Source organism: Xylophilus sp. PBN-3R (genome assembly GCF_057747805.1).
The window spans coordinates 2,994,741-3,015,013 of the sequence record NZ_CM173225.1; the positions used below are offsets into that span (position 1 = coordinate 2,994,741).

Annotated in this window: 19 protein-coding genes; 10 read left to right on the forward strand and 9 right to left on the reverse strand. The window is 66.7% G+C overall.

Annotated elements, in window-relative coordinates:
* Positions 1–57 precede the first annotated feature (57 nt).
* Positions 58–1,476, reverse strand: coding sequence for an amidase (locus AC3ANW_RS14225; protein ID WP_488341497.1), 1,419 nt, complete (start codon positions 1,474–1,476; stop codon positions 58–60).
* A gap of 85 nt (positions 1,477–1,561) precedes the next feature.
* On the opposite strand from AC3ANW_RS14225, the gene AC3ANW_RS14230 reads away from it, so the two are divergent.
* From AC3ANW_RS14230 to AC3ANW_RS14250, 5 genes are read left to right on the forward strand one after another with little or no spacing between them, the layout of a single operon-like run.
* Complete coding sequence (locus AC3ANW_RS14230; protein ID WP_488341498.1) at positions 1,562–2,353, forward strand: IclR family transcriptional regulator; 792 nt, start codon at positions 1,562–1,564, stop codon at positions 2,351–2,353.
* Positions 2,354–2,398: 45 nt separating this feature from the next.
* The gene (locus AC3ANW_RS14235; protein ID WP_488341499.1) at positions 2,399–3,331 is read left to right on the forward strand and encodes a bifunctional heptose 7-phosphate kinase/heptose 1-phosphate adenyltransferase; all 933 of its coding nucleotides are present in this window, start codon (positions 2,399–2,401) and stop codon (positions 3,329–3,331) included.
* On the forward strand, positions 3,328–3,780 hold the full coding sequence (locus AC3ANW_RS14240) for an adenylyltransferase/cytidyltransferase family protein (RefSeq protein ID WP_488341500.1): 453 nt from the start codon (positions 3,328–3,330) through the stop codon (positions 3,778–3,780). The genes AC3ANW_RS14235 and AC3ANW_RS14240 overlap by 4 nt, the downstream gene beginning before the upstream one ends.
* Positions 3,770–5,560, forward strand: coding sequence for a tetratricopeptide repeat protein (locus tag AC3ANW_RS14245; protein WP_488341501.1), 1,791 nt, complete (start codon positions 3,770–3,772; stop codon positions 5,558–5,560). The genes AC3ANW_RS14240 and AC3ANW_RS14245 overlap by 11 nt, the downstream gene beginning before the upstream one ends.
* Positions 5,553–6,587: a transporter gene (locus AC3ANW_RS14250; RefSeq protein WP_488341502.1), complete on the forward strand. Its 1,035-nt coding sequence runs from the start codon at positions 5,553–5,555 to the stop codon at positions 6,585–6,587. Before AC3ANW_RS14245 ends, AC3ANW_RS14250 begins: the two co-directional genes overlap by 8 nt.
* Here the strand turns inward: AC3ANW_RS14250 and AC3ANW_RS14255 are convergent.
* The gene (locus AC3ANW_RS14255) at positions 6,541–9,234 is read right to left on the reverse strand and encodes an excinuclease ABC subunit UvrA (protein WP_488341503.1); all 2,694 of its coding nucleotides are present in this window, start codon (positions 9,232–9,234) and stop codon (positions 6,541–6,543) included. The two genes, AC3ANW_RS14250 and AC3ANW_RS14255, sit on opposite strands and share 47 nt — an antisense overlap.
* 152 nt (positions 9,235–9,386) lie before the next feature.
* Between AC3ANW_RS14255 and AC3ANW_RS14260 the strand changes: the two genes are divergently transcribed.
* Both AC3ANW_RS14260 and AC3ANW_RS14265 read left to right on the forward strand, forming a co-directional pair.
* Entirely contained in the window at positions 9,387–9,704 is a 318-nt protein-coding gene (locus tag AC3ANW_RS14260) for a hypothetical protein (RefSeq protein WP_488341504.1), read from the forward strand.
* A 107-nt stretch (positions 9,705–9,811) separates the two neighbouring features.
* Positions 9,812–10,237 (forward strand): hypothetical protein, encoded by a 426-nt coding sequence (locus AC3ANW_RS14265; RefSeq protein ID WP_488341505.1) that lies wholly within the window; start codon positions 9,812–9,814, stop codon positions 10,235–10,237.
* A 543-nt stretch (positions 10,238–10,780) separates the two neighbouring features.
* Here AC3ANW_RS14265 and eda read toward each other — a convergent pair.
* Together eda and edd are read right to left on the reverse strand one after the other, a co-directional pair.
* The gene (eda, locus tag AC3ANW_RS14270; protein WP_488341506.1) at positions 10,781–11,440 is read right to left on the reverse strand and encodes a bifunctional 4-hydroxy-2-oxoglutarate aldolase/2-dehydro-3-deoxy-phosphogluconate aldolase; all 660 of its coding nucleotides are present in this window, start codon (positions 11,438–11,440) and stop codon (positions 10,781–10,783) included.
* Entirely contained in the window at positions 11,431–13,257 is a 1,827-nt protein-coding gene (edd, locus tag AC3ANW_RS14275) for a phosphogluconate dehydratase (RefSeq protein WP_488341507.1), read from the reverse strand. The genes eda and edd overlap by 10 nt, the downstream gene beginning before the upstream one ends.
* A gap of 160 nt (positions 13,258–13,417) precedes the next feature.
* Here edd and AC3ANW_RS14280 point away from each other — a divergent pair, with 160 nt between their 5' ends.
* The gene (locus tag AC3ANW_RS14280) at positions 13,418–13,993 is read left to right on the forward strand and encodes a gamma-glutamylcyclotransferase (protein WP_488341508.1); all 576 of its coding nucleotides are present in this window, start codon (positions 13,418–13,420) and stop codon (positions 13,991–13,993) included.
* Between the two features lie 40 nt (positions 13,994–14,033).
* Positions 14,034–14,588 (forward strand): superoxide dismutase family protein, encoded by a 555-nt coding sequence (locus AC3ANW_RS14285; RefSeq protein ID WP_488341509.1) that lies wholly within the window; start codon positions 14,034–14,036, stop codon positions 14,586–14,588.
* Positions 14,589–14,601: 13 nt separating this feature from the next.
* Here AC3ANW_RS14285 and AC3ANW_RS14290 read toward each other — a convergent pair whose 3' ends face one another.
* Positions 14,602–15,168 carry a nucleotidyltransferase family protein gene (locus AC3ANW_RS14290; RefSeq protein WP_488341510.1) on the reverse strand — a complete coding sequence of 189 codons (567 nt, stop codon included), beginning with the start codon at positions 15,166–15,168 and terminating at the stop codon, positions 14,602–14,604.
* A 32-nt stretch (positions 15,169–15,200) separates the two neighbouring features.
* Between AC3ANW_RS14290 and pdxH the strand changes: the two genes are divergently transcribed.
* Complete coding sequence (gene pdxH, locus AC3ANW_RS14295) at positions 15,201–15,851, forward strand: pyridoxamine 5'-phosphate oxidase (protein WP_488341511.1); 651 nt, start codon at positions 15,201–15,203, stop codon at positions 15,849–15,851.
* A 22-nt stretch (positions 15,852–15,873) separates the two neighbouring features.
* Here pdxH and AC3ANW_RS14300 read toward each other — a convergent pair whose 3' ends face one another.
* From AC3ANW_RS14300 to msrA, 4 genes are all read right to left on the reverse strand, one after another.
* The gene (locus AC3ANW_RS14300; RefSeq protein WP_488341512.1) at positions 15,874–16,821 is read right to left on the reverse strand and encodes an AEC family transporter; all 948 of its coding nucleotides are present in this window, start codon (positions 16,819–16,821) and stop codon (positions 15,874–15,876) included.
* Positions 16,822–16,936: 115 nt separating this feature from the next.
* Positions 16,937–19,012 (reverse strand): TonB-dependent receptor, encoded by a 2,076-nt coding sequence (locus tag AC3ANW_RS14305; RefSeq protein ID WP_488341513.1) that lies wholly within the window; start codon positions 19,010–19,012, stop codon positions 16,937–16,939.
* A gap of 113 nt (positions 19,013–19,125) precedes the next feature.
* Positions 19,126–19,512 (reverse strand): hypothetical protein, encoded by a 387-nt coding sequence (locus AC3ANW_RS14310; protein ID WP_488341514.1) that lies wholly within the window; start codon positions 19,510–19,512, stop codon positions 19,126–19,128.
* A gap of 59 nt (positions 19,513–19,571) precedes the next feature.
* Complete coding sequence (gene msrA / locus AC3ANW_RS14315; RefSeq protein ID WP_488341515.1) at positions 19,572–20,114, reverse strand: peptide-methionine (S)-S-oxide reductase MsrA; 543 nt, start codon at positions 20,112–20,114, stop codon at positions 19,572–19,574.
* Between the last annotated feature and the right edge of the window lie 159 nt (positions 20,115–20,273).

Here is a 20,273-nt window from a genome sequence, read left to right on the forward strand (position 1 = left end):
GTGAATTGCGGTGGGGGAAACAAGAGAAAAGGAAGAAAACCCGCTGGCGGGCACGCGTCAGACCGCGGGCAGCGGCGGTCGACGCTGGCCGCAGGGCACGGCCCGCTCGAATGCGTGCGCGAATTCCAGCAGGGCGCGTTCCTCGCGGTAGCGGCCGACGATCTGCAGGCCGACCGGAAGGCCGTCCTCGGTAAAGCCGCAGGGCACCGAGATGGCCGGGTGGCCGGTCACCGACAGGTAATAACCGGAGCGCATCCAGTCGATGTAGTTGGACATCGGGGTTCCGTCGATCTGGTGCACCGTGTCCCATTCGACCGGGAAAGGCGGCACCTGGCTGACCGCTCCGATCAGGAAGTCGTACGACCGCATGAAACCGTGCATCTGCTGGAACAGTGCGGCCCGCGCTTTTTCGGCCCGGGCGATGTCCGCGCCGCCGGCCTTGCGGCCCACGCTGATGTTCCAGCGGATGGAGGCCTTGAAGGCTTCCGGGCTTCGGTCGGCGAGTTCGCCGTAAGCCAGTTCGAAGGCCACGCCGCGCAGGATCTGGAAGGCGTGGTCGGCCTGCGAAAAATCCGGGCAGGCGGGAGTCACCTCCGCCCCCATCGCTTCCAGCACGCCCGCCTGCGCCTCGATGACCCGCAGCACGGCGGGGTCGGTGGGCAGCCCGCCCCATGTGGGAGCGAAGGCGATCCGGGTGCCGAGGGTGTTGCATTCGAGCGAGCCCAGAAAACCGGCCGGGTCCTGATCGAAGGACAGCGGGTCGCGCGCGTCGGCACCGGCTTGCGCGGCCAGCAGCAGTGCGACGTCGGCCACCGTGCGGCCCAGCGGGCCGATGACGGTCAGCGCGTTGTACGGGTTGAGCGAAGGCCACTGCGGCACACGTCCGGGCGAAGGCCGCAGGCCGACCACGTTGCAGAACGAAGCCGGGTTGCGCAGCGATCCGCCCATGTCGCTGCCGTCGGCCAGCGCCGCCATGCCGCTGGCCAGCGCTGCCGCCGCCCCGCCGCTGCTGCCGCCCGCGGAACGGCCCAGGTCGTAGGGATTGCGGGTCGCACCAAAAACGGTATTGACGGTATGCGAGCCCGCACAGAATTCGGGAATGTTGCTCTTGCCCAGCGTGATGGCACCGGCAGCCTGGGCGCGCTGCACCAGTAGGCTGGTGACCGCCGGCACATGGTCGCGGTACAGCGGCGAACCCTGGGTGGTGCGCATGCCCTGCGTCAGGAAGCAGTCCTTGTGCACCATCGGCAGGCCGTGCAGCAGTCCGAGGGTTTCGCCCCGCGCCTGGCGATCATCGGCGTATGCGGCCTCTCGCATTGCGGCATCCAGGTCCAGCGTCACCAGTGCATTCACGCTGGGGTTGCATCGGTCGATTCGTTCGCTATGGGCAGACAGCAGTTCGCGTGCGCTGAGGTGGCCGTCCAGGATTTCCTGGCGGAGTTCGGTGGCCGGTCGGTCGCAAAGTTCAATAGACATTTGTTTAAAGTATTGACATACAATACAAACTATTCCAATAAAATACTTTTAAGCCAGAATCGTGCCTGGCAAAGAGGGAAAACCCATGCTTGATGAACAGCAGCCCGGTGAAGGCGAGGAAACCGGCGAAAAGAAGGAACACCTCTACGTAGCGGCGGTCGAACGCGCCATGCGGGTGCTGGAAGCTTTTGCGTCGCGGCCGGGCGACCTCGGGCTGACCGAACTGGCTGAAATGACCGGCCTGGGCAAAAGTGCGGCGCAGCGTTTTGTCTTCACCTGGGAAAAGCTGGGTTATCTCGCCCGCGATACCGGCTCGCGGCGGCTGCGCCTCACTTCGAAGGCAGTCGAGCTGGGGCATTCGTACCTGAAGGGCGATCCGCTGATCGCCCAGCTGGCGCCGCACCTGGCCGTGCTGCGCGACCAGTTCGGCCTGGCGGTCAACCTGAGCATGCGGCGCGGCGACGACATGGTCTACCTGCTGCGCCTGCCCAGCCGGCAGCTGACGCTGGCCGAGATGCTGCCCGGCCGTCGCCTGCCCGCATGGTCGAACGCCAGCGGACGCATGCTGCTGACCACCAGCACCGAGCCGGAACTGCGGGACATCTACCGCCGCCAGCCGCCGATCGCCTTCACGCCGCGCACCACGACCGACCTGGAAACGCTGCTGGCCGAGATCGCCAGGGCGCGGGCCGACGGCTACGTCATCACCCGGAACCAGGTCAACCTGCACCAGATCGCGGTGGCGATCCTGGCGACGGTGCCGTCTGGCGCGCAGGTCGCCATCGCCATGGCGACAACGCTGGACGACTACTCGCCCGAGCGCATCGAAGCCGAGCTGCTGCCTGCACTTTTCCGGGTGGCGGCGGCATTGCGCTGACGGATCGGTCATGCTTGCGGGCTTTTCCACCCGGTTCAGGAAACGATGAATCCCAGAGCTCGCCAGATCGCCGAATGCCGTGTGCTGGTCGCCGGAGACGCCATCCTCGACCGCTACTGGCTGGGCAGCGTGGACCACATTTCGCGCGAGGCGCCGGTGCCCGTCGTGCAAGTGACCCGTGAAGAAGAACGGCTCGGCGGCGCGGCCAACGCGGCCATGAACCTGCGGACCCTCGGCGCCGGTGCGACCTTGCTGTGGGTGCGCGGCGGCGACCGTGATGCCGCCAGCCTGCAAGCCCTGCTGGCGACGCAGGGTGTGGCCAGCATCGGCCCGGTCGACGCCGCTTTGCCGACCACCGTCAAGCTGCGTATCGTCGGCCGCGCACAGCAGTTGCTGCGGGCCGACTTCGTGCAGGGCCAACCCTCAGCCGCGGCGCTGGACGGCTTCGACCTTGCCTTCGCAGAAGCCCTGCCCCGCCATTCGGCGCTGCTGCTGTCCGACTACGGCCGAAGCGCGTTGAGCCGGGTGCCAGGCCTCATCGGCCGGGCCCGCGCGGCCGGGCTGCCCGTGGTGGTCGACCCGCGCGGCGGCGACTTCTCCCGCTATGCCGGTGCCAGCCTGTTGACACCCAACCGCGCAGAACTGCAGGAAGCCGTCGGCATCTGGCGCGACGAAGCCGACCTGGCCGAGCGCGCACAGGCGCTGCGCCGGCAGCTGGGCCTGCAGGCGCTGCTGGCCACCCGCGCCGAACAGGGCATGACACTCTTCGACGCGGAAGGCGCGCTGCATGTACCGGCCACCGCCCGCGAGGTGTTCGACGTGACCGGTGCCGGCGACACCGTGGCCGCCGTCATGGCCCTGCTGATGGGGCACGGCCTGCCCGTGCGCCAGGCCGTGCCTTTCGCCAACCGGGCCGCCGGCATCGTGGTCGGCCGTTTCGGGACCGCGGGTGTCCGTTACGAGGAACTCTTCGTTTGACCGCCATCGACTCGAACCATCTCCCCCGGCCCCTGGTCTTCACCAACGGCGTGTTCGACCTGCTGCACCGCGGCCATGTCGAATATCTGCAGCAGGCGCGGGCGCTGGGCTCGGCGCTGGTGGTGGGGCTGAATTCCGACGCTTCGGCCGCCGCCCTGGGCAAGGGCCCGGGCCGGCCACTGGTGCCCTGCGCGGACCGCACGGTCGTGCTGCAGGCACTGGCCTGCGTGTCGCTGGTGCTGCCCTTCGACGACGCCGCGCCGCTCGCACTGATCGAAAGGTTGCGGCCGGACATCTATGTGAAAGGCGGCGACTACGACATGGCCACGCTGCCCGAAGCCGCGCTGGTGCGCAGCTGGGGCGGCACCGTCATCGCCCTGCCCTTCGTGGCGGGACGGTCCACCAGCGCCCTGGTCGCAAGAATCCAGGCCCTGCCGCATGCGCGCTGAAACCGCCATCGGCGCCGCGCTGGATGCACTGGATGCCGGCCGGCCCGGGCAGGCTTTCGGCCTGGCATTCGACGCACTGCGGCTGAACCCGGGCGACGCTGCCTTGTGGAGCGTCGCCGCACTGGCCGCCCGTCTGCTGGGCCGCGTTGCCGATGCCGAACATGCCTGGCGCCGGTCGCTGGCGCTGCGGCCGGATGCCGGCATCACCCAGCAACTCGGCGCCCTGCTGCTGTCGCTCGGCCGAACCGACGAAGCCCTGGCCTGCTGGCAAACCGCCGCCGACAACGGCAGCGCCGATGCCACCTGCTGGGCCAACCTGGGCCTGTTGCGCCTGCACCGGCGCGAGGACGAAGCGGCAGAACGGGCAATGCGCCACGCACTCCACCTGGACCCGCGGCAGCCCCGGACGCTGGTCAACCTGGGTGTGCTCATGGCTGCCGGAAAACGCTGGACGGAAGCTGAAACACTGTACCGATCCGCCCTCGAAATGCAGCCCGACGATGTGGCGGCGCTGACCAACCTCGGCCTGGCGGTCGAAGAACTGCGCCGTTTCGACGAAGCCGAAACCCTGCAGCGCCGCGCCCTGGCGCTGGCACCGGAACGGGCCGAGATCCACAACCACCTGGCAGGCGTGCTGGCGCGCAAACCGCATGGCACGCCCGGCGAGGCCGAACACCATTACCGCGAAGCCATGCGCCTGCAACCCGGCCATGCGGCGCACCTGTCGAACCTGGGCGCGCTGTTCTTCGACCAGGGCCGGTTGAAGGAAGCGGAAGAAGTCCTGCGCGAGGCGCTGGCGCTCGATCCGGAACAGCCGTCCGCACATATCAACCTCGGCCAGCTGCTGCTGTCGCTGGGCCGCCTGCCGGAGGGTTTCGCCCACACCGAAATGCGTTACCGGCTGCGGGTGCCGGGTGCCGTGCCGGGATTTCCGGACACGCCTCCCGCCAACGCCGCCCGCCAGTGGAAAGGCGAATCCCTCGCCGGCAGGCGCCTGCTGGTGTGGCCCGAACAAGGCCATGGCGACCAACTGCAGTTCTGCCGGTACATCGCCATCGTGCGGACGCAGCGGCAGCCGGCTTTCATCACCTGCGCCTGCACCGACTCGCTGGTCGGACTGCTGCGAACCCTCGACGGCCCCGATGCGGTGATCACCCTTGAAGACGCGCCGGCCGCCCTGGCATCGCATGACTACTGGGTGCCGATGCTGAGCCTGCCGCTGTTCTGCGGCAGCACGCTGGAGACCATTCCGGGCCGTACGCCGTATTTGTCGGCCGACCCGCTGACCGTCGCCCGCTGGGCGCCGCGGATGCCCACGGCCGGCAGGCGCATCGGCCTGGTCTGGCGCGGCAATGTGCAGCACGACAACGACGCGGAACGTTCGCTGCCCGGCCTACCGGTGCTGGCGCCTCTGTGGTCGGTGCCCGGCCTGGTTTTCGTCAGCCTGCAGAAATGGGCCGGCGAGGACGAAGCGAAAAACCCGCCGCCCGGCCAGCCGCTCGTGCACCTGGGCAGCGAAATCGAAACTTTCTCGGACAGCGCCGCCATCGTCTCGCAGCTCGACCTGCTGATCTGCGTCGACACCGCCGCCTGCCACCTGGCCGGCGCGCTGGACGTGCCCTGCTGGGTGATGCTGCCCGCCTGGCGCAACGACTGGCGCTGGTTGCGCGACCGCGACGACACGCCCTGGTACCGCAGTACCCGGCTGTTCCGGCAGACCGAGCGCGGCGACTGGACGACGGTGGTCGAAGCTCTGGTGGACGCCCTGCGAAATGACTGACACATCACCGTCATCTGCGCGGGTGAGCATGGCGGGCTCCATGTCCGAGCCCCTGATCTGCGGCTACCGCTTCGACGCTGGCGCCGATGTCGCCCGCCCCCTGTCCCTCGACGAGGCCGCCGTGTGGCTGCACGACGCCGACCCGCGGTCCGACGACTTCGCGTGGCTGCACTTCAATCTCAGCCATGCACAGGCCGAGCGCTGGATCGAGCGCCACGCCGGCCTGCCGGACGCGTTCTTCGACGCTTTGAAGGAGAACGTCCATTCCACCCGCATCGAACGCGACGACGACGCGCTGGTGGCGGTGCTGAACGACGTGCATTTCGACTTCGGTTTCGAGCCTTCGGACATCTCGACCCTCTGGATCTGCGTCCGGCCCCAGCTGGTGGTGACCGCCCGCAGCCGGCCGCTGCGTTCCATCGATTCCTTGCGGACCGCCGTGCGCGACGGCCGTTCGCCCAGGTCCAGCGTGGAACTGCTGGAACAGCTGATGCGAGCCCAGGCCGGCAGCCTGGTGGAAATCCTGCGAGGTGTCACTGCCAAGGTGGACGATGTGGAAGACAAGCTGCTGGCCGGCCGGCGCGACCGGGAACGGTCGAAGCTCGGCACGCTGCGGCGATTGCTGGTTCGGCTTCAGCGGCTGCTGGCACCCGAACCCGCGGCCCTGTTCCGGGTCCTGCACCATCCGCCCGCCTGGATGGCAGAAGACGACCTGCAGCAACTGCGCGGCTCGACCGAGGAATTTTCGGTGGTGCTGCGCGACATGCAGGGCCTGCAGGAGCGCATCAAGCTGCTGCAGGAAGAAATCGCCGCGAGTGTCAACGAAGACAACAACCGCAGCCTGTTCGTGCTGACGGTGGTCACCGTGCTGGCCCTGCCGATCAACATCCTGGCCGGCCTGTTCGGCATGAACGTCGGTGGCGTGCCGCTCGCGGAAAGCCCGCACGGCTTCTGGATCCTGGTGTCGCTGGTGCTGGCGTTTACCGTGATCGCCGGCTGGCTGGCGCTGCGGAAAAAAGACCGGTAGCGGCTGCAAGATAGGCCGCGGTCTGGCTGCCCGCCGCAGCCGCCACCTCGGCCGGCGTACCCGACGCGACGATGCGTCCGCCTTCGTCGCCCGCGCCTGGGCCGACATCGATCACCCAGTCGCAGCCGGCCACCACCCGCATGTCGTGTTCGACCACCACCACCGTGTTGCCGGCATCGGCCAGGGCGTGCAGATGGGTCATCAGGCGGTCGACGTCCGCCGGATGCAGGCCGGTGGTGGGTTCGTCCAGCACATACAAGGTGTCGCCGCGGCGTGGCCGTTGAAGCTCGGTCGCCAGCTTGATGCGCTGCGCCTCGCCGCCGGAAAGCTCGGTGGCGGGCTGGCCGAGCCGCAGGTACCCCAGGCCGATCTGCTGCAGCACCTCCAGCGACCGATGCACCGACGCCTCGCCCCGGAAGAACTCCAGCGCGGCGTCGACCGTCATGGCCAGCACCTCTGCGATGTTGCGGTCGTTCCAGCGCACCTCCAGCGTGTCGGGCGCATACCGCGCGCCATGGCATTCGGGGCACGGCGCATAGACGCTGGGCATGAACATCATCTCGACGCTGACAAAACCTTCGCCCTCGCAGACCGGGCAACGGCCCTGCGCGACATTGAAGGAAAACCGTCCGGCTCCGTAATGCCGGCGGCGCGCTTCCGGCGTGGCGGCGAACAGCTTGCGCACCGAATCGAACAGGCCGGTGTAGGTGGCCAGGTTCGACCTTGGCGTGCGGCCGATGGGTTTCTGGTCGACCTGCACCAGTCTTTTCAGCGTCTCCATCCCATCGGCAATGCGGCCGCCGGCCATTTCGGTCGGCGCGTCCGCACCCTCTTCCGGCTCACCGGATTTGTCTTCGTCCGTTTCTTCGCCGGGCATCACACCGAGACTTTCACCGACCAGTTCCACCAGTGCCTGGCTTACCAGGCTGGACTTGCCGGACCCCGACACACCCGTGACCGCACACAGGCAGCCCAGCGGAAACGCGGCTTCCACCCGGTGCAGGTTGTTGCGGCTGATCTCGGCCAGGCGCAGCCAGCCGGCCGGCGCGCGAGGCTCGCGGGGAATATGCGGCTCGCCCTGGTTTCCAGCATCGAACAGGTATCGCCGCGTCTGCGATTCCGCCACCTCCGCCAGCCCGTCGGGCGGGCCGCTGTAGAGCACCTTGCCGCCATGTTCACCGGCACCCGGCCCGACGTCGACCAGCCAGTCGGCGCGCCGCATGGTGGCGGTGTCGTGTTCCACCACGAAGATCGAATTGCCCGCGTCACGCAGCCGTTCCAGCGCATCGAGCAGCGCTTCGCCGTCCGCGGGATGCAGGCCGGCGGACGGTTCATCGAGCACGTAGACGACACCGAAGAGCTGTGATGCCAGTTGCGTCCCCAGCCGCAGGCGCTGCAGTTCGCCCGGCGACAGCGTGGTGGTGGCGCGCTCCAGGCTGAGGTAGCCCAGGCCGAGGCCGGTAAGTCGGCCGATGCGTTCCCGCAGTTCGACGGCGATTCGTTGGGCTGCCATCCGTTTTTCGGTGCTCAGGCCGGCGGTGCGGGTCACGTCCTCGGTGCCGGCATGAGCCGTCCCGGCCTGGCGCGCCATGCGGGCTTTCTTCGGTGCCGCGGGTGCAGCGGCAGACCCGGATAGACGGTCCTCCGCCGCAGGCTGCAGCAGCTCGGCCACGGCACCCAGCGGGAGGCGCGCCAATGCACCGATGTCGAGGCCGCCGAACGTGACCGACAGTGCTTCGGGCTTGAGCCGTTTGCCGTCGCATACCGGACACGGCGTGCTGACCAGGAAGCGCGCCGCACGTTTCTTGGCCATCGCGCTCTGCGTGGTGGCGAAGGTGTGCAGCAGGTATCGCCGGGCGCTGCTGAAGGTGCCCATGTAGCTGGGCGCCAGCTTGCGGCGCACGGCATCCTGCGTCTCGTCGGGACTGAAACCGGCGTAGACGGGCACTGTCGGCTGGTCTTCGGTGAAAAGGATCCAGTCCCGGGTTTTTTTGGGCAGTTCGCGCCAGGGCCTGTCGACATCGTGGCCGAGCGTCACCAGGATGTCGCGCAGGTTCTGGCCGTACCAGGCCGGCGGCCAGGAGGCGATGGCGCGGTGGCGGATGCTCAGCGACGGGTCGGGCACCATGGTCTTTTCGGTGGCGTCGTAGACCCGCCCGAGTCCGTGGCAATGCGGGCAGGCGCCCTGCGGAGTGTTGGGTGAAAAATCCTCGGCGAACAGCATCGGCTGGTCCGCCGGATAGTGCCCGGCCCGTGAATACAGCAGCCGCAGCAGGTCCGACAGATGGGTGACGCTGCCGACGGTCGAGCGCGCCGTGGGTGTGCCGCGTTGCTGCTGCAGCGCCACGGCGGGCGGCAGTCCGTCGATGCGGTCGACCTGCGGTGTGCCCGCCTGGTCGAGCAGGCGACGGGCGTACGGCGCAACCGAATCGAAATAACGGCGCTGGGCTTCCGCGTAGATGGTGCCGAAAGCGAGGGATGATTTTCCCGAGCCGGACACGCCGGTGAATACCACCAGCCGGTTGCGCGGGATATCCACATCGACCTGCCTCAGGTTGTGCTCGCGGGCGCCGCGCACGGTGACAAAGCCGGGTTTTTCGGAAGTTCCGGACGTTTCGGGGGTTTGTTCGGGTGGGGACTTGGCCATGGCGGCCAGCCTGTCAGCACCGCCGCGCCGGAAGCTGTAGGAAGAAAACCCAAGCGTGGCGCAGCCATGCGCGCGCTTGCATTTGGTTGACCCTGGGACGGCAAAAGCGGGTGCAGACTGGCCTTCCACTATTGATTGAAGGAGACCTCGACATGACCAAGACCTCGAATCATTCGCGCCTGACCCTTCTGCTCGGCACCGCCGCATTGGCTTTGGCGACCGTGACGTCGGCGCAGTCCGCGACGAAGGACACCAAGTACGAAAAGCAGTCGGCCGTGATGTGCCAGGACGGCACCCACGCCACCGACAAGACGGGCTGCGAAAAGAACGGCGGCATCCGCGCCACTTCCGCCAAAGCCGACGGTGCGGCCGTGCAGACCGAATCGGCCAAGGTCAACGCCACCGGCCAGGCGCCCACCACCGGCCTGCCGACCAAGACACCGGCCAAGCCGGACACCATGGCGAAGTAACACAAAAAAATCCATTGCATACCTCAGCGCGGATCCGTTCATAAAATGAATATGACGCTTTCTCGCTGACCGGTAATCTGCGTCGCTCCGAGCAAAGGGCTGCGCAGATGACCGAGAAAATTCCTTATTGGAAGTCCAGTTGGGCGCTGCGGGCTTTCTTCCCACGTACGGGCGAAGACGGTTGCCGCTTATGCACCGACGATGAAATTCAGCTTTCGCTGGATCGCGCACCGCCGCCGATGCGCGACGCTCCACCGGCCCCAAGGCGGCCGGCAAAACCAGGCCGTGAAAAGTCGGAAGACATTATCGACAAGACCTTGAACGTGGTCGAAGCGTTTGCCGCAGGGGTCGAGAAGTGGAATAAATTTCAGAAATGGATACATGCCCCGGTCGTTGCGCCGCAACCAAAGGTATTTGAAGACTGCAGCATGGAAAATCGAGATGCACCGGGAGCCGTTTGTCATTCAGAATTTGCCTGTCACGGTACGCAGGCTGGGATGTGGCAGGCGACGAAAAATCGACTGGATTCTTAAATTCCCGCGCGCAAAAGTTGCACGCGATGAGTTGGTCAATCACTCGTACCTGACAACAACACACGCCACGGAAATGCTGCGGAACATTCTTAAAAGAAATACATCCAAAGCACTTTTCAGCCCTTGGTCGTGGCGCGGCGAAGATATTCAGAAATTACATCGTGAGTTTCAATTTCAACGTATGGATGTCGACGGCACCCTGACGCAAAAGCAGAGCGGCAGCAACCGACTGGACCACTTTCGTCTCTACTGAAGACAATGGAAACCGTTAAATATAATTTTATCGCCGAGAGTCTTATTTATCTAAAACTCTACGAAACCTCCACCAACGAACTACTTGCAACACGGACTTACCGTGCCGGCAACATTGCACAGTTCATCTGGGGAAAAGATCACTTGGGATACGACACGACAGAACAGTCATGGTTCGACCGCGGGAAAATCGATCTTCCGCCGTCGAGACTAGACAAGTTATTAACCTACCTGCGGTAAACCGACAGGTCCGCATAATCCCCTAAAAATCATGCGGCCCCTCAATCGATATCAGCTGCCAGCCCGGGCCAAGGCCTTGGCTTCGCGCGCCAGCGCCGTAATGCGGTCCCAGTCGCCCGCCGTCACCGCATCCGCCGGTGTCAACCACGACCCACCGACACAGGCAACGTTGGGCAGCGCCAGCAACTCGTCGGCATTGCCGGCCGACACGCCACCTGTCGGGCAGAACCTGATGTCGGCGAACGGGCCGTACCAGGCCTTCAGCATGTTCGGACCGCCCGCCTGCATCGCCGGGAAAAACTTCAGGGAATTGAATCCGTCTTCCAGGGCCATCATGATTTCCGACCCTGTCGCCACACCCGGCAGCAAGGGCAGGCCGGCTTCACGGCAGGCACGGCCGATGGTCGGGGTGTAGCCGGGGCTGACACCGAAACGTGCGCCGGCAGCAGCGGCCAGGTCGGCATCCGACGCGGTACGGATGGTGCCGGCGCCGACCACGGCTTCCGGCACTTCCTGCGCGATCGCCTTGATGCAGGCCAGCGCCTGCGGAGTACGCAGCGTCACTTCCAGCATGCGGATGCCGCCGGCGACCAGGGCACGCGCCAGGGGCACGGCATGGGCCACGTCGTTCAGCACGATGACCGGAATGACCGGCGCGTCGGCCATGACGTCGCGGGCGGTCAACGGGGTATTGTCTTGGTTCACAGCCATGTACAGGCTCCTTCTTCAGCAGTGTTGGCATTGCGGCGCATGCCGGCAAACAGTTCGCGACCCATGCCCCGGCCGGCTTCCACGGTGAGCATGGGCGGAATGGTGGCGTCGGGGCGGGCGGCCCACACTTCGGCGGGGACCAGCACTTCGAGGGTACCGGCATTGGCGTCCAGCCGGACGATGTCGCCGTCCAGCACCTTGGCCAGCGGACCGCCGGCCAGGGCTTCGGGCGACACGTGGATGGCGGCCGGCACATTGCCCGATGCGCCGCTCATGCGGCCGTCGGTGACCAGCGCCACCCGGTGGCCCCGGCCCTGCAGCACGGCCAGCGGCGGGGTGAGCTTGTGCAGCTCGGGCATGCCGTTGGCACGCGGGCCTTGCCAGCGCACCACGCACACCGTGTCCTGTTCGAGTTCGCCGGCATTGAAGGCCACATGCAGGGCTTCCTGGGAGTCGAACACCCGAGCCGGGGCTTCGATGATGTGGCGGTCGTCGGGCACCGACGACACCTTGATGACGGCTCGTCCCAGGTTGCCTTGCAGCAGCTTCAGCCCGCCGACGGGACTGAACGGATCGCTCGCCGGCCGGCACACGGCCAGGTCGAGCGATGCGCCGGTTTCGCGCCATCCGAAAGCCTTGCCTTCCTCATCGGCCGGCACCGGCACCCGGGTCTGTTCGCGGATGCCGCCTTCCCGGACGGTCAGCACGTCTTCGTGCATCAGGCCGGCATCGAGCATTTCGCGGATGACGTAACCGGTGCCGCCCGCGGCCTGGAACTGGTTCACGTCGGCACTGCCGTTGGGGTAGACACGCGACACCAGCGGCACCACATCGGACAGCGTGGCGAAGTCGTCCCAGTCGATGATGATGCCGGCCGAGCGGGCGACCGCCACCCAGTGGATGAGGTGATTGGTCGATCCGCCGGTGCACAGCAGAGCGACCATGGCGTTGACGATGCAGCGTTCGTCGACCACTTTTCCGATGGGTGCATAACGTCGGCTCGGCAGGATGCCCAGCACCGTGCGCACCGCCTCGCGGGTGAGCTGTTCGCGCAGCGGCGTGCCGGGCGTGATGAAGGCAGCGCCGGGCACGTGCAGGCCCATGGCTTCGAGCAGCATCTGGTTGCTGTTGGCGGTGCCGTAGAAGGTGCAGGTGCCCTGGTCGTGATAGGCCTTCTGTTCGGCCTGCAGCAGTTCCTTGCGGCCGACCAGGCCTTGCGCGGCCTGTTCGCGCACCTTGGCTTTTTCCTTGTTCGACAGGCCGCTGGTCATCGGCCCGGCCGGCACGAACACCGTGGGCAGGTGGCCGAAATGCAGGGCTCCGATCAGCAGGCCGGGCACGATCTTGTCGCAGATGCCGAGCATCAGCGCGCCGTCGAAGACATCGTGCGACAGCGCGATGGCGGTGCCCATGGCGATGGTGTCGCGCGAGAACAGGCTCAACTCCATGCCCGGCGTGCCCTGCGTGACACCGTCGCACATGGCGGGCACGCCGCCTGCCACCTGGGCGGTGGCGCCCTGGCTGCGGGCTTCTTCCTTGATGATTTCGGGGTAGCGGTAGTAAGGCGCGTGCGCCGACAACATGTCGTTGTACGCGGTGACGATGCCGATGTTGGGTGTGCGTTCGGCCACCACCTTGAACTTGTCGTTGCTCGGCATGCCGGCGAAGGCGTGGGCCACGTTGGCGCAACCCATGCGGTCGGCGCCGGGTTTGCGGGCGGCCATCTGGTCGACCAGTTGCAGGTAGGCCGCGCGTGTGGCGTGGCTGCGTTCGCGGATGCGGTCGGTGACTCGCTCGATTGTTGGGTGCAGTTTCATCGTGTTCCCATCGTAGGCCGGTGAATCCGCATTTTCGTTCAGGGGAGTAACGAACCGGGTACGAACACGGTTACGGTGCTTGCGGCGACCGGTTTTGGATAATGGGCACGTGCTCCCGTCACCTCTCCCCTCCCCGCCCGCCGACCGGGATCCGGCTGCCATGCTCGACAACGCCATCCAGGAATGGGGTGGCAAGCAGGATTTATGGGTCTTCGGTTACGGCTCGCTGCTGTGGCGGCCGGAACTGGATTTCGTCGAAAGCCGGCCGGCCCAGGTCCACGGCTGGCATCGGGCGCTGAAGATGTGGAGCCAGGTCAACCGCGGCACGCCGGCCTGTCCGGGGCTGGTGTTCGGCCTGCTGTCGGGTGGCAGCTGCCGCGGCATGGTGTTCCGGCTGCCGCGCCAGGACTGCGCCGAAGGCCTGGCCACCCTGTGGCAACGCGAGATGGTGACCGGTGTCTACGACCCGCGCTGGCTGGCTTGCCGCACTCCGCAGGGCCCGGTGCAGGCGCTGGCCTTCACGCTTTCACGTCAGAGTCCGCACCACACCGGCGAGTTGGCGGACGACGAATACCGACGCATCTTCTCGACTGCGACCGGCCGCTTCGGCACCACCCGCGATTACGCCCGGCAGACCTACGAACAACTGCGCCGCATGGGCATCGAGGACCGTGCGCTGGCCCGCCTGCTGCGCCTGTCACAAGCGGATGCAGGAACCCCGCCATCGAGGGAATAAAGTCCGCCCTGATTTTATTTTCTTCCGGAGACATCCCGACATGCCACACACCATCCAACGCCCGGTTCATTTCAAGCGCCTTTCCGCCAGCCTGTGCGCCATGGCGGTGATGGCCCTGGCGGCCTGCACCACCACACCGCCGCTGGGCCCGGTGGCTTCGGCCGACCTGATGCCCACCAACGGCAACACCGCCAGCGGCACGGTGCAGTTCGCTCAACTGGGCAACATGGTGCGGGTCAACGGCACGGTCAGGGGCCTGAAGCCCAATGCCGAGCACGGTTTCCACATCCATGAAAAAGGCGACTGCAGCAGCGGCGACGGCATGAGCGCCGGCGGCCACTTCAACCCTACCGGCGCCAAGCACGGCCATGCGGGCGACCCGGGTGTGCATGCCGGCGACCTGCCCAGCCTGCATGCCGACGCCACCGGCACCGCCACGTTCAGCGCCGAACTGCGCGGCATTGCCGTGGGTTCGGGCATGACCGACGTGGTCGGCCGCGGCCTGATCGTGCATGCGATGCCCGACGACTACCTGACCCAGCCCACCGGCAATTCGGGCGGGCGCCTGGCCTGCGCGGTGATCGTCAAGCGCTAGGGATCGGCGGTCCTCAGGCGCTGAAGCGCGCCTGCCACAGGGCCGCCGCGTCGTCGAGGTCTTGTGGGGTGTCGATGTCGAGCAGGACACCGTGGTCCTCGCATGCGATATCCGTCACCTGCCCGGCGGATCGCAGGCGCGAAAGCAGTGTTCGCGCGCCGTGGTCGCCGGTCAGATCGGCCAGTGGCACGAAATGCCGGGCGGAAAACCCCACCGGATGTCCGCGCCGACCCGCAAGAACCGGATGAGCGGCGCTGGCACCGGCCTTCACCGCGGCAGCCACCGCCTGCAGGGTTTGCGGCAATACCAGCGGCATGTCGGCCGGCAGGATCAGCCAGCCCGCCGCATCGGCGGTGGCTCGCACCGCGGCAGCCAGGCTGTCGCCCATCGCCGGGTGCCGGTCCGAGTGTTCCAGGTGCCAGGGCAGGCCTGAGGCCCGAACCGCTTCGATGGTGTGGTCCATCACGCTTCTGCCAGCCAGCAGCGCCTGCAGCTTGTGGCCGGTGCCGCCGGCTGCCAGGAAACGCTGGCCACGGCCCGAAGCCAGTATCAGGACGGTCGGAGATGCGGTGATGTTCATCGCCGCGATTATCCGGGGCGCAAAATACCGGGATGGACACTCCCCTGCACCAAGACATCGCCGACCTTCGCAAGAGCTATGAAAAAGCAGAACTCGGCGAACAGGATTCCGACCAGAACCCGCTGTGCCAGTTCGACCGCTGGCTGAAGGAAGCCATCGCCGCCAAGGTGCCCGAACCCAACGCGATGACACTCGCCACCGTCGGCGGCGACCTGCGCCCCAGCAGCCGCATCGTGCTGATCAAGGGCTACGACGAGCGCGGCATCGTGTTCTTCACCAACTACGACAGCCGCAAGGGCCGCGAGCTTGCCGGCAACCCCTTCGCCGCGCTGCAGTTCCACTGGGTCGAGCTGGAGCGTGTGGTGCGTATCGAGGGCCGCGTGGAACGCACCTCGGCCGAGGAGAGCGACGCCTACTTCAACAGCCGTCCGCTCGATTCACGCATCGGTGCATGGGCCAGCCCGCAGAGCGAAGTCATTTCCAGCCGCAGCGTGCTGGTGGCCAACGCCGCCAAGGCAGGCGCGCGTTTTCTGCTGAACCCGCCGCGCCCGCCGCACTGGGGCGGTTTCCGGCTGGTGCCGGACGGCTGGGAGTTCTGGCAAGGCCGCAAGAGCCGGCTGCACGACCGGCTGCACTACCGCCAGCAGCCCGGCGGCTGGCAACGCGAACGCCTGGCGCCCTGAACCGGTCGACAGGTCGGAATATCTAAAGATGCGCTGCCACCAGCAGCGCGATCGGCAACGTCACCAGGCCCAGGATGGTCGACACCGCCACGCTGGAAGTCACCACGTCCTCGGCCGTGCGATAGCGCTGCGAGAACAGGAACACATTGGCGCCGATGGGCAGCGCCGCGGTCACCACCATCACCGACAGCGGCACGCCCGACAAACCCATCAGCTTGCCGGCGGCGACCATGCCGACCGGATGCAGCACGATCTTCACCCCGCTCATGGCCAGCGCACCGCGCCATTGCCGGCCGATGCGAGAGAAAGCCAGCGTGACACCCACCAGCGTCAGCGCCACCGGCACCTGGGCATTGCCCAGGATCAGCAGCGACTGGTCGATCACGCCCGGCAGCGGCAGCCCGGTCGAACCGTACAGCAGTCCCAGGATGATGGGCAGCGGCACCGGGTGCAACACGCCGTTGCGCACCGCCTTCATCACGGTGACGGCCATGTGGCGCGGCTGCTGGCGGCCTGCCGCCACGTCTTCGCGCGACACGGCCAGTTCGAGCAGGATGGTGGCGCAGGTCAACAGCACGAAGGCGTGCACCGACACCAGGGTGAACAGTGTCACCAGCCCTGCCGGACCGAACGCCAGGCCGACCAGCGGCACGCCGATCATGGTGGTGTTGCTGAAGGTGCCGGCCAGCGCCAGCACGGTGCCGTGGCGGCCGAATCCGCGCACCACACACACGCCGAGAAACACCAGCGCAGCCACGCAGAAATACACCGCGATGGGTCGGAAATCCAGTTGCGCCACATGCACCGAACTCATGGTGCGAAACAGCAGCGCCGGTGTCAGCACCATGAAGGTGAGGTTGCTCAGGTCCGGGATGGCGCTGGCCCGTATCAGCCCGCGCCGGCCGCAGATGAAACCCACGAGGATGAACAGGACGACCGGCGCGAGTGCGGTAAAGACGGCGTGGATCACGGCAACAGCGCCCGGGAAAAGTCCAGGCAGGCAAAGGGCGGCACTTTAACCGAGACACCAGGGAATACCCGAAGCCCCCCGGCTTGCCGCTCTGTCCCCACCTGGACTTCAGTCCTTAGAAGCTGGCCTGCACACCCACACGCAGGCTGCGACCCGGCAACGGCGCCTTGGGATAGGCGGTCGTGGTCAGGATCGAAGTGGCGCTGTAAGCCAGTTTGTCGGTGATGTTGTCCAGGCGGGCAAACCACAGCAGGTTGGTCTTGAGTGAACCGAACTGCGCCTGGGTGCGCCAGCCGAGCGACGCATTCCACAGCGTGTAGCTCGGGGTGGCACGGTCGCCCGAGGCCACCCGGTCCTGCGAATCCAGGTAGTCGAAACCACCGGTCAGGCGCCACGGTCCGTTGGCCCAGGCCAGCGTCGCGCCGGCACGCAGCGGCGCGATGCGGGGCAGCGGTTCGCCGGTGTCGCGGTTGGTGGCCCGGGTCAGGTCGGCGCGCAATTGCAGGTCCAGCGTGCCGCCGGCCAGGGGGCCGGCCAGGCCCTGCTGGCCCGCCAGGCGCACCGTGCCGCTCGACTCGACGCCGTAGAACCGCGCCCGCATGCCGCTGTAGCGGTATTCCGGCAGGGTGTCGATGCCGGCCGCAGTCGGGTTGCGTTCGCCGTCCTCGCTCAGCACATCACCGGTACGTGCCAGCCCGATGTAGTTGCCGAAGTTGCTGACATAGGTGGTCGCCTTGAAGCGGTGAGGGCCGCTCTTCCATTCGGCGCCCAGGTCGAGGCTGGTGGATTTTTCTACCGACAGCGAGGTGTCGCCGGTTTCCCAGGCCGCCGTGGCCAGGTGCGGGCCGTTGGCGAACAGTTCGTAATCCTTGGGTGCGCGCTGGGTATAGGCCAGGTTGGAGGTCAGTTTCCAGGCGGGTGTCAGGTCGACCAGCGCGCCCACGGCGGCACTGTGCGGATTGAACTGGGATTTGCCGGTGGCAAAACGCGCGATGTCCGGATTGCCGAAGGACTCGACCTCGACATGTTCGGTGCGAGCGCCGAAATTGAGCCGGCCCCAGGACATCGGCATTTCTTCATGCACGAACAGCGCGGCGTTGTGTGTGCGGCTACGGGGCGCGAAGGCCTCGTCGCCGATCGCCGAGAAGCTGTTCGATTCGACCTGCAGGCCGACCAGTCCCTGCAGTGGGCCGAGCGGCATGTGCCGCGCTTCCAGCCGCAGTTCGTTGCCGCGATTGTTGAAGGTGGTGCCCGGCGCCCCGCCCTCGTATTCGGTGTGGGTGTAGTCGGTGTGGCTGGCCTGCATCTTCAGGCTCTTGAGGCCGAAGGCATTGACACGCCACTCGCCTTCCAGCGCATAGCGGTCCTGGCGCATGCCGATGGTCACTTCGTCTTCCGCCACAGTGCCGTAGGTGCTGCGGTAGCTGGTGACCGAAGCGCCCAGGTAACCCTGGTCGAAGAACAGGGTGCCCCCGACCGAACCGCCATGGCTCTGGCTCGAAGAATTGCAGATGCGTTTGCCGAAACCGAGCTTGCCGGGCTTTTCGCAGTCCAGCGAAACGGGCACACGCACATCGCCAGTGTGGCGGTCGAAAGCGTCCACGTGCAGGGCGAACCGGTCGTTGCCGCCTTCCAGCATCGCGCCGCCGCCGGTCTCGCGGTTGCCGGTGGCGCCGCCCAGTTGCACCTTGCCGTCCATGCCGTTCAGGGGTTCGCGCGGGATGCGGTTGTCGATGACGTTGACCACACCGCCTACCGCGCTGCCGCCGTACAGCAGAGCCGCCGGGCCGCGAAGCACTTCGACCCGGTCGACCAGCATCGCCTCGGTGGGCACGGCGTGATCGAAGCTGAGCGACGAGGCGTCGACAGACGCGCCGCCGTTCTGCAGGATGCGGATGCGGTCACCGTCCTGGCCGCGAATGATCGGGCGGCTGGCATTGGGGCCGAAATAGGTGGTCGAGACGCCCGGCAGGCCGTCCAGGGTTTCGCCCAGGGTCGGTTTGAGCCGCAGGGTCAGGTCGTCGCCAGACAGCGATTCGACCGGTTGAGCGATGGCGTCGGCACCCAGCGGATTGCCGGTGACGGTGACTTCGCGCAGGCTGGCGGCCGGCGTGGCCTGGGCCCAGGCAGCAGCAGAGATGACGGACAGGACGGCAGCGCAGACAGCGCTGGCCTTGAATGAAAAGGACATGGGGAACTCGCTGGAATCGAAGACCGCCGGCGCGCCGAAGGAAGTAACGCGCGGCGGCAAGGCCGGCACCCCGGATGCGGCACCGGACAAGACGGCGCAGAAGCGCCGCGATTTCAGACGAGTGAGGGAGGCCCGCGTGCGTCGAACAGCGTGGCCCAGCGGCGCAGGCATTCACCCGCGTGCCAGGCCAGCACCGCGACCGGCGGCAGCATCACCGGCGGCAAGGCCTTTGCGGCGTGCAGCCCGTCGGCATGCGAGAGCTGGTCGTAGATGCGGCAATCGCCGTTGTGGCTGTGGTCGCCGAAAAGGCGACGTAGCGGGTGCGGCGCTTTTGTTGCCGCGACAGCCGCGGCCGTCACGATGGTTTCCGGAGCCCTGGCATGCAGCACGGCATGGACAGACCCCAGCCAGGGCGCCACCAGCAAGGCCAGCAGCAGCCACGAGAGAACCCACGCCGGAATACGGCGTGTGGTGGGTCGGCGAGGCGCTCGGTGGTTCATGCAGGGCTGGGCAACCCGCAATTTTCACCGAAAAAGATGACGCTGCCGGGTCGGTGCGCTCAAGACTTCATGTGCGCTGCGAAGGTCTTGCGGAATTTCTGCACCTTGGGGCCGACCACCGCAGCGCAATAACCCTGGTTGGGATGCTGCGCGAAATAGTTCTGGTGGTAGGCCTCGGCAGGCCAGTAATCGGCCAGGGGAGTCACCTCGGTGACGATGGGGCTGCGATAAACCCCGCTCGCCACCATCTCGGCGATGACCTCGTCGGCCACGGCCTTCTCGGCCTCGGTACGGTAGTAGATTCCGCTGCGGTATTGGGTGCCCACATCGTTGCCTTGCCGGTTGAGGGTGGTCGGGTCGTGGATCACGAAGAAGATCTCGAAGATCTCGCGCAGCGTGATGAGCTCGGGGTCGTACTGCAGCCGCACCACTTCCACGTAACCGGTGTCGCCGGTGCAGACATCCTGGTAGGTGGGCTGCCGCGGCGTCTTGCCGTTGGAATAGCCGCTTTCGACAGCCACCACGCCGCGGGTTTCGAGATACACGGCCTCGGTGCACCAGAAGCAGCCGCCGCCGATCACGATGGTTTCAACATTCGCCATGGATAAGAACCTCTTGTTTCGTTAATGCACACGTGGGGCCAGCATGCCACTCCTTAAAGGGACCGCGGTGACGTTTGGTACCGTTCATCTCGCGGCTGGCCTAAAATCCCGGGTTGTTCGCCAGATTGGCCCGAACCCGCGAAAACCCTCGAGAACGCC

Excerpts from the sequence above, each read along its gene's own strand:
- pdxH (WP_488341511.1), top strand. The coding sequence starts at position 15,201 with ATGGACACTCCCCTGCACCAAGACATCGCCGACCTTCGCAAGAGCTAT.
- AC3ANW_RS14305 (WP_488341513.1), bottom strand. The coding sequence starts at position 19,012 with ATGTCCTTTTCATTCAAGGCCAGCGCTGTCTGCGCTGCCGTCCTGTCC.
- AC3ANW_RS14290 (WP_488341510.1), bottom strand. The coding sequence starts at position 15,168 with ATGAACATCACCGCATCTCCGACCGTCCTGATACTGGCTTCGGGCCGT.
- AC3ANW_RS14280 (WP_488341508.1), top strand. The coding sequence starts at position 13,418 with ATGCTCGACAACGCCATCCAGGAATGGGGTGGCAAGCAGGATTTATGG.
- AC3ANW_RS14260 (WP_488341504.1), top strand. The coding sequence starts at position 9,387 with ATGACCAAGACCTCGAATCATTCGCGCCTGACCCTTCTGCTCGGCACC.
- AC3ANW_RS14250 (WP_488341502.1), top strand. The coding sequence starts at position 5,553 with ATGACTGACACATCACCGTCATCTGCGCGGGTGAGCATGGCGGGCTCC.
- edd (WP_488341507.1), bottom strand. The coding sequence starts at position 13,257 with ATGAAACTGCACCCAACAATCGAGCGAGTCACCGACCGCATCCGCGAA.
- AC3ANW_RS14235 (WP_488341499.1), top strand. The coding sequence starts at position 2,399 with ATGAATCCCAGAGCTCGCCAGATCGCCGAATGCCGTGTGCTGGTCGCC.
- AC3ANW_RS14230 (WP_488341498.1), top strand. The coding sequence starts at position 1,562 with ATGCTTGATGAACAGCAGCCCGGTGAAGGCGAGGAAACCGGCGAAAAG.
- AC3ANW_RS14225 (WP_488341497.1), bottom strand. The coding sequence starts at position 1,476 with ATGTCTATTGAACTTTGCGACCGACCGGCCACCGAACTCCGCCAGGAA.
- msrA (WP_488341515.1), bottom strand. The coding sequence starts at position 20,114 with ATGGCGAATGTTGAAACCATCGTGATCGGCGGCGGCTGCTTCTGGTGC.
- AC3ANW_RS14245 (WP_488341501.1), top strand. The coding sequence starts at position 3,770 with ATGCGCGCTGAAACCGCCATCGGCGCCGCGCTGGATGCACTGGATGCC.
- AC3ANW_RS14310 (WP_488341514.1), bottom strand. The coding sequence starts at position 19,512 with ATGAACCACCGAGCGCCTCGCCGACCCACCACACGCCGTATTCCGGCG.
- eda (WP_488341506.1), bottom strand. The coding sequence starts at position 11,440 with ATGGCTGTGAACCAAGACAATACCCCGTTGACCGCCCGCGACGTCATG.
- AC3ANW_RS14285 (WP_488341509.1), top strand. The coding sequence starts at position 14,034 with ATGCCACACACCATCCAACGCCCGGTTCATTTCAAGCGCCTTTCCGCC.
- AC3ANW_RS14265 (WP_488341505.1), top strand. The coding sequence starts at position 9,812 with ATGACCGAGAAAATTCCTTATTGGAAGTCCAGTTGGGCGCTGCGGGCT.
- AC3ANW_RS14255 (WP_488341503.1), bottom strand. The coding sequence starts at position 9,234 with ATGGCCAAGTCCCCACCCGAACAAACCCCCGAAACGTCCGGAACTTCC.